The organism is Psychrobacillus sp. NEAU-3TGS, from assembly GCF_029955155.1.
Taxonomy (GTDB): domain Bacteria; phylum Bacillota; class Bacilli; order Bacillales_A; family Planococcaceae; genus Psychrobacillus.
In genome coordinates this window covers 33,501-49,008 of sequence record NZ_JAPNOZ010000005.1, presented here as the reverse complement: position 1 = coordinate 49,008, position 15,508 = coordinate 33,501, and the positions used below count along the sequence as shown (strand labels likewise).

The 15,508-nt window shown below is 39.7% G+C and carries 12 protein-coding genes and 1 other annotated feature; all 12 genes read left to right on the top strand.

Going from position 1 to position 15,508, the window contains the following annotated elements; translation table 11 throughout:
- The first annotated feature begins 47 nt into the window (after nt 1–47).
- The 12 genes from rplK to tuf all read left to right on the top strand — a co-directional run bounded on the left by rplK (nt 48) and on the right by tuf (nt 15,471).
- Nucleotides 48–473, top strand: a complete 426-nt coding sequence (rplK, locus tag OR571_RS03955; RefSeq protein ID WP_282241552.1) for a 50S ribosomal protein L11 — start codon at nt 48–50, stop codon at nt 471–473.
- Nucleotides 474–604: 131 nt separating this feature from the next.
- On the top strand, nt 605–1,297 hold the full coding sequence (rplA, locus tag OR571_RS03950) for a 50S ribosomal protein L1 (protein ID WP_142538175.1): 693 nt from the start codon (nt 605–607) through the stop codon (nt 1,295–1,297).
- Nucleotides 1,298–1,339: 42 nt separating this feature from the next.
- Nucleotides 1,340–1,483 (top strand) — a sequence feature (ribosomal protein L10 leader region).
- Nucleotides 1,484–1,515: 32 nt separating this feature from the next.
- Entirely contained in the window at nt 1,516–2,016 is a 501-nt protein-coding gene (rplJ, locus tag OR571_RS03945) for a 50S ribosomal protein L10 (RefSeq protein ID WP_282241551.1), read from the top strand.
- A 72-nt stretch (nt 2,017–2,088) separates the two neighbouring features.
- Nucleotides 2,089–2,451 (top strand): 50S ribosomal protein L7/L12, encoded by a 363-nt coding sequence (gene rplL / locus OR571_RS03940; RefSeq protein WP_481900358.1) that lies wholly within the window; start codon nt 2,089–2,091, stop codon nt 2,449–2,451.
- 77 nt (nt 2,452–2,528) lie between these two features.
- Nucleotides 2,529–3,131 carry a class I SAM-dependent methyltransferase gene (locus OR571_RS03935; protein WP_282241550.1) on the top strand — a complete coding sequence of 201 codons (603 nt, stop codon included), beginning with the start codon at nt 2,529–2,531 and terminating at the stop codon, nt 3,129–3,131.
- A 228-nt stretch (nt 3,132–3,359) separates the two neighbouring features.
- Nucleotides 3,360–6,914, top strand: a complete 3,555-nt coding sequence (gene rpoB, locus OR571_RS03930; RefSeq protein ID WP_282241549.1) for a DNA-directed RNA polymerase subunit beta — start codon at nt 3,360–3,362, stop codon at nt 6,912–6,914.
- A gap of 112 nt (nt 6,915–7,026) precedes the next feature.
- Nucleotides 7,027–10,629 carry a DNA-directed RNA polymerase subunit beta' gene (gene rpoC, locus OR571_RS03925; RefSeq protein ID WP_282241547.1) on the top strand — a complete coding sequence of 1,201 codons (3,603 nt, stop codon included), beginning with the start codon at nt 7,027–7,029 and terminating at the stop codon, nt 10,627–10,629.
- 129 nt (nt 10,630–10,758) lie between these two features.
- The gene (locus tag OR571_RS03920) at nt 10,759–11,007 is read left to right on the top strand and encodes a ribosomal L7Ae/L30e/S12e/Gadd45 family protein (RefSeq protein WP_282241546.1); all 249 of its coding nucleotides are present in this window, start codon (nt 10,759–10,761) and stop codon (nt 11,005–11,007) included.
- Between the two features lie 98 nt (nt 11,008–11,105).
- A complete protein-coding gene (gene rpsL / locus OR571_RS03915) occupies nt 11,106–11,525 on the top strand; it encodes a 30S ribosomal protein S12 (protein ID WP_093274835.1) in 420 nt (139 codons plus the stop codon).
- Nucleotides 11,526–11,566: 41 nt separating this feature from the next.
- Entirely contained in the window at nt 11,567–12,037 is a 471-nt protein-coding gene (gene rpsG / locus OR571_RS03910) for a 30S ribosomal protein S7 (RefSeq protein ID WP_142538182.1), read from the top strand.
- Between the two features lie 50 nt (nt 12,038–12,087).
- A complete protein-coding gene (fusA, locus tag OR571_RS03905; RefSeq protein WP_282241543.1) occupies nt 12,088–14,166 on the top strand; it encodes an elongation factor G in 2,079 nt (692 codons plus the stop codon).
- A gap of 117 nt (nt 14,167–14,283) precedes the next feature.
- Complete coding sequence (gene tuf, locus OR571_RS03900) at nt 14,284–15,471, top strand: elongation factor Tu (RefSeq protein WP_282241541.1); 1,188 nt, start codon at nt 14,284–14,286, stop codon at nt 15,469–15,471.
- Nucleotides 15,472–15,508 lie beyond the last annotated feature (37 nt).

Sequence of the window (15,508 nt, the reverse complement as noted above, 5' to 3'; positions counted from 1 at the left end):
GAGGGGCAACCCAATTACCACATCACGGACTTAAGGAGGTGTGTCTCGTGGCTAAAAAAGTGATTAAAGTTGTTAAATTACAAATTCCTGCTGGAAAAGCAAACCCAGCACCGCCAGTTGGTCCTGCATTAGGACAAGCAGGTGTTAACATCATGGGATTCTGTAAGGAGTTCAACGCACGTACTGCAGATCAAGCAGGTCTAATCATTCCGGTTGAAATTTCTGTATTTGAAGACCGTTCATTTACTTTCATTACAAAAACTCCGCCGGCAGCAGTGTTACTTAAAGTAGCAGCAGGTATTCAATCTGGATCAGGTGAACCGAACCGCGTAAAAGTGGCGAAAGTGAAACGTGAAAAAGTTCGCGAAATCGCTGAACAAAAAATGCCAGATTTAAATGCAGCATCTGTTGAAGCAGCTATGTTGATGGTAGAAGGTACTGCACGCAGCATGGGTATTACGATCGAAGACTAATACTTAAAGTGCATTTTTGATATGACGCATTTGTTTTTTTGAAAGGTTGTAGTTGTTCATTTGGATAACTGCAACCTTTACACGTGGGAGGTTTAATTCCGCTAAAACCACTATCAAGGAGGACATTTTAAATGGCTAACAAAGGTAAAAAGTTACAAGAAGCAGCTAAATTAGTTGATAACAGCACATTATACTCAGCTAAAGAAGCGATCGAGCTTGCGAAAAAAACAAGCACAGTTAATTTCGATGCAACAGTAGAAGTTGCATTCCGTTTAGGAATTGACACTCGTAAAAATGATCAACAAATCCGTGGGGCAGTTGTACTTCCAAACGGTACTGGTAAAACACAACGCGTATTAGTATTCGCTAAAGGTGAAAAGCTTAAAGAAGCTGAAGCTGCTGGTGCAGACTACGTAGGCGATGCAGAATACATCAACAAAATCCAACAAGGATGGTTTGACTTCGACGTGATCGTAGCAACTCCTGACATGATGGGTGAAGTTGGTAAAATCGGTCGTGTTCTTGGGCCAAAAGGTTTGATGCCAAACCCGAAAACAGGTACTGTTACATTTGACGTTACAAAAGCAATCGAAGAAATTAAAGCAGGTAAAGTTGAATACCGCGCTGACAAAGCTGGAATTATCCACGCTCCAATCGGTAAAGTTTCTTTCGAAGACGATAAATTAGTAGAAAACTTCATGGCAGTATTTGAAGTAATTCAAAAAGCTAAACCAGCTGCATCAAAAGGTGTTTACATGAAGTCAGTAAATGTTACAACTACTATGGGGCCAGCTGTAAAAGTTGATGCTCAATCTATTAAATAATAATTGACAACGTAGAAGTTATCTGGTAAGATGACTTTTGTTGTGAAATATACATTTGTACCGAAGACAGTAGGAGTGACTCGTCACTTAATATCCTACCGAGGACAAGCAAATTCAGATTCTTATTAGATGATGACTTTCTGCCTCTGTGTCTATCCGTAGATCAGAGGCTTTTCTTTTTTCGGTATAAATGGCCAATTCTTATAGGAGGTGCCAAAATGAGCAAAGCAATTGAAACAAAAAAAGTGCAAGTTCAAGACATTGCAGAAAAGTTTAAAGCTGCCGCTTCTGTAGTTGTAGTTGATTACCGTGGTTTAAACGTTGCGCAAGTAACAGAATTACGTAAACAACTTCGTGAAGCTGGTGTGGAATTCAAAGTTTACAAAAACTCACTTACACGCCGTGCTACTGAAGTAGTTGGAGTTGACGGGATTAATGAACATCTTGTTGGTCCAAACGCAGTTGCATTTTCTAACGAAGATGTAATCGCACCTGCAAAAATCATTAATGATTTTGCTAAAAAGAACGAACAGCTTGAGATCAAAGCTGGTATCATCGAAGGAACTGTAGCATCTGCTGAAGATGTAAAAGCATTAGCAGAACTTCCATCACGCGAAGGACTTCTTTCTATGCTTCTTTCAGTACTTCAAGCTCCAGTGCGCAACTTCGCACTTGCAACAAAAGCTGTTGCAGAACAAAAAGAAGAGCAAGGCGCATAATTCATTACGCGGCTTGATAAGAAAAAAACGGCTAACAGCCTAAAAAATATCCAATTACAGGAGGAAATTATAATGAACAACGAGCAAATCTTAGAAGCTATCAAATCAATGACAGTTCTTGAGTTAAACGACTTAGTAAAAGCAATTGAAGAAGAATTCGGTGTAACAGCTGCTGCACCAGTAGCAGTTGCTGCAGGTGGCGGAGCTGCTGCTGAAGAAGAAAAAACTGATTTTGACGTAATCCTTGCATCTGCTGGAGCTCAAAAAATCAAAGTAATCAAAGTGGTTCGTGAAATCACTGGTCTTGGATTAAAAGAAGCTAAAGAATTAGTTGACAACGCTCCAAAACCACTTAAAGAAGGCGTTTCTAAAGATGAAGCAGAAGCTTTCAAAGCTCAACTTGAAGAAGTTGGCGCAGGCGTAGAAGTTAAGTAATTTTTGTACACTCCGAAGAAAAAAGCTCGTCAGTAAACGACGGGCTTTTCTTCGTATGTATTGTGGAGGGTTATTCGGTGTCTGATCATTATTATTCTAGAAAACCTCAAACGGAAAGTAAACCACGTCATTGGAATTTTACATTGCTCGGTCACAATTTTCGATTTGAAACAGATACTGGTGTATTTAGTAAGAGCGAAGTAGATTTTGGCTCCCGTGTATTAATCGATGCTTTTGAAGTGCCTGATCAAGAAGGTGACTTTTTAGATGTAGGGTGTGGGTACGGACCTATAGGTCTTTCTATTGCAAAAGCAAATGAAGAGAGAACAGTTCATTTAGTAGATGTAAACACACGTGCAATCCAACTTGCAGAAAAAAATGCTGCTGCTAACGGGGTACAAAATGTACGAATCTATGAAAGTGATGGGTTGTCAGCAGTTACTACTGCAAACTTTGCGGCTATTATAACTAATCCACCGATTCGCGCTGGAAAAGAAACTATTTTTCGTTTTTACAAAGAGTCCTATGAGAAGTTGGTTTCAAAGGGAGAATTGTGGGTTGTGATTCAAAAGAAACAAGGGGCACCATCTACTTTTAGTTATTTAGAAGAGATTTTTGGTCAAGTAGAAGTTGTAGAGAAAGCAAAAGGCTATTGGATTATAAAAGCTACAAAAGATTGACTTGACAAAATCGCTATGATATTATAATAAAATGCAAAAATATTATTTTGAGGACGTGTGCCCTTTTGAATAAAACTTATAAAATTGGGTATACTGGCCGAGAAAAAGTTTGGTTAATCGAAAAATGAGCTCTTATTAAGAACTCGTTTTCTTTTTGTCTTTCGTTATCATACACCAAAATGTGTATAACGAAAAGACCTATTATCGCTTTATTGAGGGGTGAATGAGTTGACAGGTCAACTAGTTCAGTACGGACAACACCGCCAACGCAGAAGCTTTGCGCGTATCAGTGAGGTGCTTGAACTTCCGAATCTAATCGAAATTCAAACAGCATCTTACGAATGGTTCCTTGAAGAAGGTTTGCGTGAAATGTTTAAAGATATTTCACCAATCGAGGATTTTACAGGCAATCTATCACTTGAATTTGTCGACTATAGTTTAAATGAACCGAAATATTCCGTCGACGAATCGAAAGAACGTGATGCAACATATGCGGCACCACTGCGCGTAAAAGTGCGTCTCCACAACAAAGAAACGGACGAAGTGAAAGAACAAGATGTCTTCATGGGTGATTTCCCACTTATGACAGAAACAGGTACTTTCGTAATTAATGGTGCTGAGCGCGTTATCGTATCTCAGTTAGTCCGTTCACCAAGTGTTTACTTCCATGATAAAACAGACAAAAACGGTAAAAAAGGCTTTGGGGCAACAGTAATCCCGAACCGCGGTGCATGGCTAGAATATGAAATTGATGCAAAAGACGTAGTGTACGTTCGTATCGATCGCACTCGTAAATTACCAGTGACTGTTTTACTTCGCGCTTTAGGCTTTGGATCCGATCAAGAAATCATCGATTTAATCGGTGACAATGAATATCTACGTAATACGCTTGAAAAAGATAACACAGAAACGTCTGAAAAAGCGTTGCTTGAAATTTATGAGCGTTTACGTCCTGGTGAACCACCAACAGTGGAAAGTGCAAAGAGCTTGTTATATTCTCGCTTCTTTGACCCAAAACGCTATGATCTTGCAAATGTTGGTCGTTACAAAATGAATAAAAAACTGCATATAAAAAATCGTTTGTTCAATCAAACGGTAGCAGAAACGTTAGTGGATCCGGAAACGGGTGAGATATTAGTAGAAGCGGGTACACTTATTGATCGTCGTGTGCTAGATAAACTAATTCCTCATTTAGAAAATGGAATTGGCTTCAAAACATTATCGCAAGTTGGTGGTGTTTTAGAAGACGACATTACAATCCAATCGATTAAAATATTTGCTCCAAACGATGAAGAACAAAAAGAAATTAATGTTATTAGTAATGCGTATGTAGAAAATGAAGTAAAAAATATTACGCCAGCTGATATCGTTTCTTCTATTGGTTATTTCTTTAATCTATTATTCAATGTTGGAAACACAGATGATATTGATCATCTTGGTAACCGTCGTTTACGTTCAGTAGGAGAATTGTTACAAAACCAATTCCGTATTGGTCTTTCTCGTATGGAACGTGTGGTACGTGAACGTATGTCTATTAACGACACACAGTCCATTGTGCCTCAACAACTTATTAATATTCGACCAGTTATTGCATCTATTAAAGAATTCTTTGGTAGCTCGCAATTATCTCAATTCATGGACCAAACAAACCCACTTGCCGAACTTACGCACAAACGTCGTCTGTCAGCGCTTGGACCAGGTGGTTTAACGCGTGAGCGTGCTGGTTTCGAAGTACGTGACGTTCACTATTCTCACTATGGTCGTATGTGTCCGATCGAAACACCAGAGGGTCCGAACATCGGGCTTATTAACTCACTTTCAAGCTTTGCAAAAGTGAATAAATTTGGTTTTATCGAAACACCATATCGCAGAGTTGACCCAGAGACTGGCTTAGTAACGATGCGCATTGATTACTTAACTGCTGATGAAGAGGATAACTACGTAGTAGCACAAGCGAACTCTTTATTATCAGATGAAGGTGCGTTCTTAAACGAAGAAGTAGTTGGGCGTTTCCGAGGGGATAACACGGTATTCAGAAGAGAACAAGTGGATTACATGGACGTTTCTCCAAAACAAGTTGTTTCTGCAGCGACAGCATGTATCCCATTCTTAGAAAACGATGACTCGAACCGTGCACTAATGGGAGCGAACATGCAACGTCAAGCTGTTCCATTGTTAAATCCAGAAGCTCCTTTTGTTGGAACTGGTATGGAACATGTGAATGCACGTGATTCTGGAGCTGCTGTAATTGCGAAGTATCACGGAATCGTAGAGCATGTTGAAGCGAAAGAAATTCGTGTTCGTCGCATTGAAGAAGTAGATGGAAAAGAAGTTAAAGGTGATTTAACTTCGTATAAAGTCCATAAATTTGAACGATCTAACCACGGGACATCTATCAATCAACGTCCAATTGTTAAAGTGGGAGATCGAGTAAAACCACTTGATATTCTTGCAGACGGTCCTTCTATGGAACAAGGAGAGCTTGCTCTAGGACGTAACGTGCTAGTAGCCTTCATGACATGGGATGGATACAACTACGAGGATGCTGTTATTATGAGCGAACGCCTTGTGAAAGATGATGTATATACTTCTGTGCATATTGAAGAATATGAGTCAGAATCACGAGACACGAAGCTTGGACCAGAAGAAATCACAAGAGATATTCCAAACGTCGGAGAAGATGCACTTCGCAACTTAGATGACCGTGGAATTATCCGTGTTGGTGCAGAAGTACGTGATGGGGATATTTTAGTTGGTAAAGTAACACCTAAGGGAGTTACAGAACTGACTGCCGAAGAACGTCTACTACATGCTATTTTTGGTGAAAAAGCACGTGAAGTTCGTGATACATCTCTACGTGTACCTCATGGTGCTGGCGGGATTGTATTAGATGTAAAAGTCTTCAATCGTGAAGATGGCGATGAGTTGTCTCCAGGTGTTAACCAATTAGTTCGTGCTTATATCGTTCAAAAACGTAAAATCTCCGTTGGGGATAAAATGGCCGGACGTCATGGTAACAAAGGGGTTATCTCGCGTATCCTTCCGGAAGAAGATATGCCGTTCCTTCCAGATGGAACACCAGTTGACATCATGTTAAACCCACTTGGTGTACCTTCTCGTATGAACATCGGGCAAGTATTAGAGCTACACTTAGGTATGGCTTCTAGACTACTTGGAGTTCATATGGCTTCACCAGTATTTGATGGTGCCAACGAGGAAGACGTGTGGACGACAATGGAAGAAGCAGGTCTAAACCGAGATGGTAAAACAACATTATACGACGGACGTTCAGGCGAACCATTTGATAATCGCGTTTCTGTCGGAATTATGTATATGATTAAACTTGCCCACATGGTAGATGATAAGTTACATGCTCGTTCTACTGGACCATATTCACTTGTTACGCAACAACCTCTTGGAGGGAAAGCGCAATTTGGTGGACAACGTTTCGGTGAGATGGAAGTATGGGCACTAGAAGCATATGGTGCAGCTTATACATTGCAAGAAATTTTAACTGTGAAATCCGATGACGTTGTAGGACGTGTTAAAACGTACGAAGCAATTGTTAAAGGAGAAAGCGTACCAGAACCTGGCGTTCCAGAATCATTCAAAGTATTGATTAAGGAATTACAAAGTTTAGGTATGGACGTTAAAATGTTAACGATTGACGAAGAAGAAATTGAACTTCGTGATTTAGATGAAGATGATGATATCCCAGCAGCTGATGCACTTGGAATTTTGCCACAAGCAAGCGAAGAGGAACCAGTTGAAATCGGGGAATAAAAATAAAAATCGGACAGGTGATACCTGTCCGTATTTCCGTATAAAATTGCATAATGCAGAGCTACTTGGAAAGTCTTTTTAAAAGACACAAGACTAAAGGGAGGTAGGCTCCTTGATAGACGTTAATAATTTTGAGTATATGAAAATTGGTTTAGCTTCACCTGATAAAATCCGTTCATGGTCTTATGGAGAAGTAAAAAAACCTGAAACGATTAACTATCGTACTTTAAAACCTGAAAAAGATGGTTTATTCTGTGAGCGTATTTTCGGTCCGACAAAAGACTGGGAATGTCACTGTGGTAAATACAAGCGAGTTCGTTATAAAGGTGTTGTATGTGATCGTTGTGGAGTAGAAGTTACACGTGCGAAAGTTCGTCGTGAACGTATGGGCCACATCGAATTAGCTGCACCGGTATCACATATCTGGTATTTCAAAGGTATTCCAAGCCGTATGGGTTTACTTTTAGATATGTCTCCAAGATCACTAGAAGAAGTAATTTATTTTGCTTCTTATGTAGTAATCGAGCCGGCAGATACACCACTTGAAAAGAAACAATTACTTTCTGAAAAAGAATACCGTGCATACCGTGATAAGTTTGGAACAAAATTCCAAGCTGCTATGGGTGCAGAGGCAATTAAACGTCTACTTCAAGAGATTGATTTAGAAAGTGAAACAGAAAGCTTAAAAGAAGAGTTAAAAACAGCACAAGGCCAACGCCGTACACGTGCGATTAAACGTTTAGAAGTAGTAGAATCATTCCGTAATTCAGGAAACAAACCAGATTGGATGATCTTAGATGTACTTCCGGTAATTCCACCAGAATTACGTCCAATGGTTCAATTAGATGGTGGACGTTTTGCTACATCCGATTTAAACGATTTGTATCGTCGTGTTATTAACCGTAACAACCGTTTAAAACGATTATTAGACCTTGGTGCTCCAAGCATCATTGTTCAAAATGAAAAACGTATGTTACAAGAAGCTGTAGATGCTTTAATAGATAATGGTCGTCGTGGTCGTCCTGTTACTGGTCCAGGTAACCGTCCATTAAAATCACTTTCACATATGCTGAAAGGGAAACAAGGTCGTTTCCGTCAAAATTTACTTGGTAAACGTGTAGACTACTCTGGTCGTTCGGTTATCGTAGTAGGACCAAACTTGAAAATGTATCAATGTGGTCTTCCAAAAGAAATGGCTATTGAGTTATTCAAACCATTTGTTATGAAAGAACTAGTTGAACGTGGGTTAGCTCATAACATTAAGAGTGCAAAACGTAAAATTGAACGTATGCATGCAGAGGTTTGGGATGTATTAGAAGATGTTATTAAGGAGCATCCGGTTTTACTAAACCGCGCACCTACTCTTCACCGCTTAGGTATTCAAGCTTTCGAACCTACATTAGTAGAAGGTCGTGCAATTCGTCTTCATCCATTAGTATGTACAGCTTATAACGCTGACTTCGATGGTGACCAAATGGCCGTTCACGTTCCTCTATCAGCAGAGGCACAAGCAGAGGCACGTCTATTAATGCTTGCAGCACAAAACATTCTAAACCCGAAAGATGGAAAACCAGTTGTTACACCTTCTCAAGATATGGTTTTAGGAAACTATTACTTAACACTTGAGCGTAAAGGAGCAACAGGAGAAGGTTCTACATTCTTCGGTCCAGAAGAAGTGCTAATTGCTTATAATACAGGGCATGTACATTTGCATACTCGTATCGCTATTGCAGCATCGTCCTTAAAAAACCAAACATTTACGGAAGAACAAAACAAGATGTTGTTACTAACAACTGTTGGTAAAGTAATTTTCAATGAAATACTACCAGAAACGTTCCCGTACATTAATGAACCAACGGATTTCAACTTACAAATTGAAACTCCAGAAAAATACTTTGTTTCTACAACTACTGATGTGAAGAAACATATTGAATCTACAGATCTTGTACAGCCATTTAAGAAAAAAATCCTTGGTAATATCATTGCAGAAGTATTTAAGAACTTCCATATCACGGAAACTTCAAAAATGCTTGACCGCATGAAAGCACTTGGATTTAAATATTCTACTAAAGCAGGTATTACAATTGGTATTTCCGATATCGTTGTACTTCCTGATAAAGGTGAAATTCTAGAAGAGGCACAAAGTAAAGTAGATAAAGTTATGAAACAATTCCGCCGTGGATTAATCACGGAAGACGAGCGTTATGCGAGCGTAATCGGACATTGGAGTAAAGCGAAAGAAGTAATTCAAGATAAGCTGATGAAAACTCTTGATAACATGAACCCAATCTTCATGATGAGTGACTCAGGTGCCCGTGGTAACGCATCTAACTTTACTCAACTTGCAGGTATGCGTGGACTGATGGCCAACCCGGCAGGACGTATTATCGAACTTCCGATCAAATCATCGTTCCGTGAAGGGTTAACGGTACTCGAGTACTTCATTTCTACACATGGTGCTCGTAAAGGTCTTGCCGATACAGCGCTGAAAACAGCCGATTCAGGTTACTTAACTCGTCGTCTAGTAGATGTTGCGCAAGACGTAATCGTTCGTGAAGACGATTGTGGAACAGATCGCGGTTTACTGATTGGCTCGCTTATGGAAGGAACAGAAGTTATTGAAGAGTTTGGTGAACGTATTGTTGGTCGCCATACGAAGAAAACGATTTTCCATCCTACTACAAATGAAGTCATCTTAGAAAGAGACGGACTTATTACACAAGACGTCGCTCGCGTGATCGAAGAAGCAGGAATTGAAGAATTGACAATTCGTTCTGCATTCACTTGTAATACAAAACACGGTGTATGTAAAAAATGTTACGGTCTAAACTTAGCGACTGGAGATACGGTAGAAGTTGGGGAAGCAGTAGGTATTATTGCCGCTCAATCAATCGGTGAACCAGGTACTCAGTTAACGATGCGTACATTCCATACAGGTGGGGTTGCGGGAGACGATATTACACAAGGTCTTCCACGTATCCAAGAGATTTTCGAAGCGAGAAATCCAAAAGGGCAAGCTGTTATTACAGAAATTACGGGTATTGTTACGGAAATTGATGAAATAAGAGAAGGCCAAAAAGAAATTACTATTCAAGGTACTGTAGAAACACGTAAATACTTAGCACCATATAATGCGCGTTTAAAAGTTCAATTAAACGATGTTGTTAACCGTGGGCAAGTATTAACAGAGGGTTCTGTAGATCCTAAAGAATTGTTAAAAGTAAAAGACGTTTCAACAGTTCAAGAGTACTTACTAAAAGAAGTACAAAAAGTTTATCGTATGCAAGGGGTAGAAATTGGGGATAAGCACATCGAAGTAATGGTACGCCAAATGCTTCGTAAAGTAAGAATTATTGAAGCAGGTGAAACAGACCTACTTCCTGGTTCACTGCTTGATATCCATCAATTTGCTGAAGCAAACAAAGATGCTGTTCTACAAGGCAAAATACCAGCAACTTGTCGCCCAGTTATCCTTGGTATTACAAAAGCTTCTCTTGAAACTGAATCGTTCTTATCTGCTGCATCCTTCCAAGAAACGACTCGTGTCCTAACAGATGCGGCGATCAAAGGAAAACGTGATGAATTGTTAGGATTGAAAGAGAATGTTATTATCGGTAAATTAGTTCCAGCTGGTACGGGAATGCAACGTTACCGTCAAATTGAAATCTCTCCTAATGAGGCAGATGCGGAAAAAGAAGCAGTAAAGGCTGAGTAAGGAAATTATTATTAGGGAGAACTAATTCTCCCTAATAATTTTAATGATAAGTGTTGACACTTTTTTCAAGGAATGATAATATACTTAAGGTTGATAGTTATCGGACTTGTAGCTTTGGAGGATATGAAAATGTCTTATGAAAAAGTCAAGCAAGCGAAAAAAACAATCATTGGTACAAAGCAAGCAGTAAAAGCAATGAAAAAAAGGTTTGTCAAAGAAGTTTATATTGCGCTTGATGTAGACGAAAAAATCATTGAACTTGTACGGTTAACAGCACAAGAAAACAATGTACTAATTCACTATGTTGAGTCTAAAGTAGATCTTGGTAAAGCTTGTGGACTGCGCGTTAGCGCGTCGGTAGTAGCTATTACTGTGTAACAGTTTTTGTGAAAATCACAAAAGCTTTGTTTTTACCCAAAAAATGAACCACCTGGATGTGTGGTATTAACAAGATGAAATGAAGGGAGGAATAATCGATGCCTACAGTTAACCAATTGGTCCGTAAGCCTCGTCAATCCAAAAGCACGAAATCTAAATCACCAGCGTTAGGAAAAGGCTATAACAGCTTTAAAAAATCAGCTACGAATCTGAACTCACCTCAAAAGCGTGGAGTTTGTACTCGTGTTGGTACTATGACGCCGAAAAAACCAAACTCTGCACTTCGTAAATATGCACGTGTACGTTTAACAAATACGTTAGAGGTAAACGCGTATATCCCGGGTGAAGGTCACAACCTTCAAGAACACAGTGTTGTTCTTCTTCGCGGAGGACGTGTAAAAGATTTACCAGGGGTACGTTATCATATCGTACGTGGTGCTCTTGACACAGCAGCAGTTAATGGTCGTATGCAAAGCCGTTCACTTTACGGTGCAAAACGCCCGAAAGAAAAGAAATAATTTAATCTATAATTAGACATTCGTCGAAAGGAGGAAAACACATGCCTCGTAAAGGTCCTGTTTCCAAACGTGACGTGTTACCAGATCCAATTTATAATTCGAAACTAGTAACTCGTTTAATCAATAAAATGATGGTTGATGGTAAAAGAGGTACTTCTCAAAAAATCCTATACGGAGCGTTTGATCTTGTAAAAGAACGTTCTGGTAAAGATGCATTAGAAGTATTTGAAGCTGCATTAAACAATGTAATGCCAGTTTTAGAAGTTCGTGCTCGTCGTGTTGGTGGTGCAAACTACCAAGTACCGGTTGAAGTACGTCCTGATCGCCGTTCAACTTTAGGTCTTCGCTATTTAGTAAACTATTCACGTCTTCGTGGAGAAAAAACAATGGAAGAACGTTTAGCTAACGAAATTCTTGATGCATCTAACAACACTGGTGCTTCAGTTAAAAAACGTGAAGATATGCACAAAATGGCGGAAGCTAACAAAGCATTCGCACACTATCGTTGGTAAGATTTACTTTAAAATGATACCTAATCTGAAATTGGAAGGAGAAATACAATATGGCTAGAGAGTTCTCCTTAGAAAAAACACGTAATATCGGGATCATGGCTCACATTGATGCTGGTAAAACGACTACTACGGAGCGTATTCTTTATTACACTGGTAAAATCCACAAGATTGGGGAAACTCATGAAGGTGCCTCTCAAATGGACTGGATGGAGCAAGAGCAAGAACGTGGTATTACTATCACTTCTGCTGCTACAACAGCTTCTTGGGATAACCACCGTGTAAATATCATTGATACACCTGGACACGTAGACTTCACTGTTGAAGTTGAACGTTCACTTCGTGTACTTGATGGTGCGGTTACAGTACTAGATGCTCAATCTGGTGTTGAACCACAAACTGAAACAGTATGGCGCCAAGCTACAACTTACGGTGTACCACGTATTGTTTTCGTTAACAAAATGGATAAAACGGGCGCGGATTTCCTATATTCTGTAGGAACACTTCATGACCGTTTACAAGCTAACGCTCATCCAATTCAGTTACCAATCGGTTCTGAAGATCAGTTCTCTGGAATTATCGACCTAGTAACGATGAAAGCTACTATGTACGGTAACGACTTAGGAACAGACATTCAAGAAGTAGAAATTCCAGAAGAATACAAAGCGCAAGCTGAAGAATACCGTGAAAAACTAGTTGAAGCGGTAGCTGAACTTGACGAAGAGTTAATGGAAAAATATCTTGGTGGAGAAGAAATTACGAACGAAGAACTAGTTGCTGGTATCCGTAAAGGTACTTTAAACGTAGAATTCTATCCAGTAGTATGTGGTACTGCATTTAAAAACAAAGGTGTTCAAAAAGTTCTTGACGCAGTTGTAGCATACCTTCCATCACCACTAGATATTCCTGCTATGAAAGGAATTGATCCTGATACAGATGAAGAAGTAGAACGTCACTCAGACGATTCAGAACCATTCTCTGCATTAGCGTTCAAAGTAATGACAGACCCTTATGTTGGTAAGTTAACATTCTTCCGCGTATATTCTGGTACATTACAATCAGGTTCGTATGTACAAAACTCTACAAAAGGTAAGCGTGAGCGTGTAGGACGTATCCTACAAATGCATGCTAACTCTCGTGAAGAGATCTCAGAAGTGCACTCTGGAGATATCGCAGCGGCTGTAGGGTTAAAAGATACAACTACTGGTGATACACTATGTGATGAAAAAGCTTTAGTAATTCTAGAATCTATGGAATTCCCAGAGCCTGTTATCTCACTATCAGTTGAACCAAAAACAAAAGCAGACCAAGATAAAATGGGTCAAGCTTTACAAAAACTTTCTGAAGAAGATCCAACATTCCGCGTGCATACTGACCAAGAAACTGGACAAGTAATCATCGCTGGTATGGGTGAACTTCACCTTGATATCTTAGTTGACCGTATGCGTCGTGAATTTAAAGTAGAAGCTAACGTAGGTGCTCCACAAGTATCTTATCGTGAAACTTTCCGCTCTTCAGCTGAAGTTGAAGGTAAATTCGTACGCCAATCTGGTGGACGTGGTCAATTCGGACACGTTTGGATTGAATTCTCTCCAAACGAAGAAGGAAAAGGTTTTGAGTTTGAAAACGCAATCGTAGGTGGGGTAGTACCACGTGAATATATTCCAGCTGTTGAAGCGGGTCTTCGTGACGCACTTGACAATGGGGTAATTGCAGGTTTCCCACTAATCGATATTAAAGCTAGATTATTCGACGGATCTTACCATGATGTTGACTCGAATGAAATGGCATTTAAAATTGCTGCATCTATGGCATTGAAAAATGCTGTATCTAAAGTTAACCCAGCACTTCTTGAGCCAATCATGAAGGTAGAAGTTGTTATTCCTGAAGAATATTTAGGAGACATCATGGGTGATATCACGTCTCGTCGTGGTCGCGTTGAAGGTATGGATGCTCGTGGTAACGCACAAGTAGTACGTGCAATGGTTCCACTTGCTGAAATGTTCGGATATGCAACGTCTTTACGTTCTAACACGCAAGGACGTGGAGTATTCTCAATGGTGTTCGATCACTATGAAGATGTTCCAAAATCAATTTCCGAAGAAATTATTAAAAAACATAAAGGTGAATAATTGATATTTCACCAAAATTAAAGTATAACTAGTTTATAGAGTATAAAAGTTAGGGGGACGTACGCCCTCTACCTTTTATCATAAAAAATCATACAATTACTGAGGAGGATCTCTCTAATGGCTAAAGAAAAATTTGACCGTTCAAAAACGCATGCTAATATTGGTACAATCGGACACGTTGACCATGGTAAAACGACTTTAACTGCTGCTATCGCAACAGTTCTTTCTAAAAAAATGGGTGGTACAGCTAAATCATACGCTGACATCGACAACGCACCAGAAGAAAAAGAGCGTGGAATCACAATCAATACTTCACACGTTGAGTATGAAACTGAAACTCGTCACTATGCACACGTAGACTGCCCAGGACATGCTGACTATGTTAAAAACATGATCACAGGTGCAGCTCAAATGGACGGCGGTATCTTAGTAGTATCAGCTGCTGATGGCCCAATGCCACAAACTCGTGAGCATATCCTTCTTTCACGTCAAGTAGGTGTTCCTTACCTAGTTGTATTCATGAACAAATGTGATATGGTTGACGATGAAGAATTATTAGAATTAGTTGAAATGGAAATTCGTGACCTACTTTCTGAATACGAATTCCCAGGTGATGATATTCCAGTAATTAAAGGTTCTGCTCTTAAAGCTCTTGAAGGCGAAGCAGAATGGGAAGAAAAAATCGTTGAGTTAATGGACGCTGTTGATAGCTATATCCCAACTCCAGAACGTCAAACTGACAAACCATTCATGATGCCAATCGAGGATGTATTCTCTATCACTGGTCGTGGTACAGTTGCAACTGGACGTGTTGAACGTGGTCAAGTTAAAGTTGGTGACGTAGTAGACATTATCGGTATCGTTGAAGATGCTAAATCAACTACTGTAACAGGTGTTGAAATGTTCCGTAAACTTCTTGACTATGCAGAAGCTGGAGACAACATCGGTGCTCTTCTTCGTGGGGTTGCTCGTGAAGAAATCCAACGTGGACAAGTATTAGCTAAACCAGGCTCAATCACTCCACACACTGACTTCAAAGCTGAAGTTTATGTTCTTTCAAAAGAAGAGGGTGGACGTCATACTCCATTCTTCTCAAACTACCGCCCACAGTTCTACTTCCGTACAACTGACGTAACTGGCGTTTGTAACTTACCAGAAGGCGTAGAAATGGTTATGCCTGGAGACAACATCGAAATGACTGTTTCTCTAATCTCTCCTATCGCTCTAGAAGAAGGTACTAAATTCTCTATCCGTGAGGGTGGACGTACTGTAGGCGCTGGTGTAGTTGCTTCTATCACTAAGTAATTGATAATTTAAATGTTTAAATCCATCTCGTGACGAC

Bases quoted from the DNA above. Each gene is read 5' to 3' on its own strand.
- rplA (WP_142538175.1), top strand. From the start codon at position 605: ATGGCTAACAAAGGTAAAAAGTTACAAGAAGCAGCTAAATTAGTTGAT.
- rplJ (WP_282241551.1), top strand. From the start codon at position 1,516: ATGAGCAAAGCAATTGAAACAAAAAAAGTGCAAGTTCAAGACATTGCA.
- rplL (WP_481900358.1), top strand. From the start codon at position 2,089: ATGAACAACGAGCAAATCTTAGAAGCTATCAAATCAATGACAGTTCTT.
- OR571_RS03920 (WP_282241546.1), top strand. From the start codon at position 10,759: ATGTCTTATGAAAAAGTCAAGCAAGCGAAAAAAACAATCATTGGTACA.
- rpsL (WP_093274835.1), top strand. From the start codon at position 11,106: ATGCCTACAGTTAACCAATTGGTCCGTAAGCCTCGTCAATCCAAAAGC.
- rpsG (WP_142538182.1), top strand. From the start codon at position 11,567: ATGCCTCGTAAAGGTCCTGTTTCCAAACGTGACGTGTTACCAGATCCA.
- fusA (WP_282241543.1), top strand. From the start codon at position 12,088: ATGGCTAGAGAGTTCTCCTTAGAAAAAACACGTAATATCGGGATCATG.
- tuf (WP_282241541.1), top strand. From the start codon at position 14,284: ATGGCTAAAGAAAAATTTGACCGTTCAAAAACGCATGCTAATATTGGT.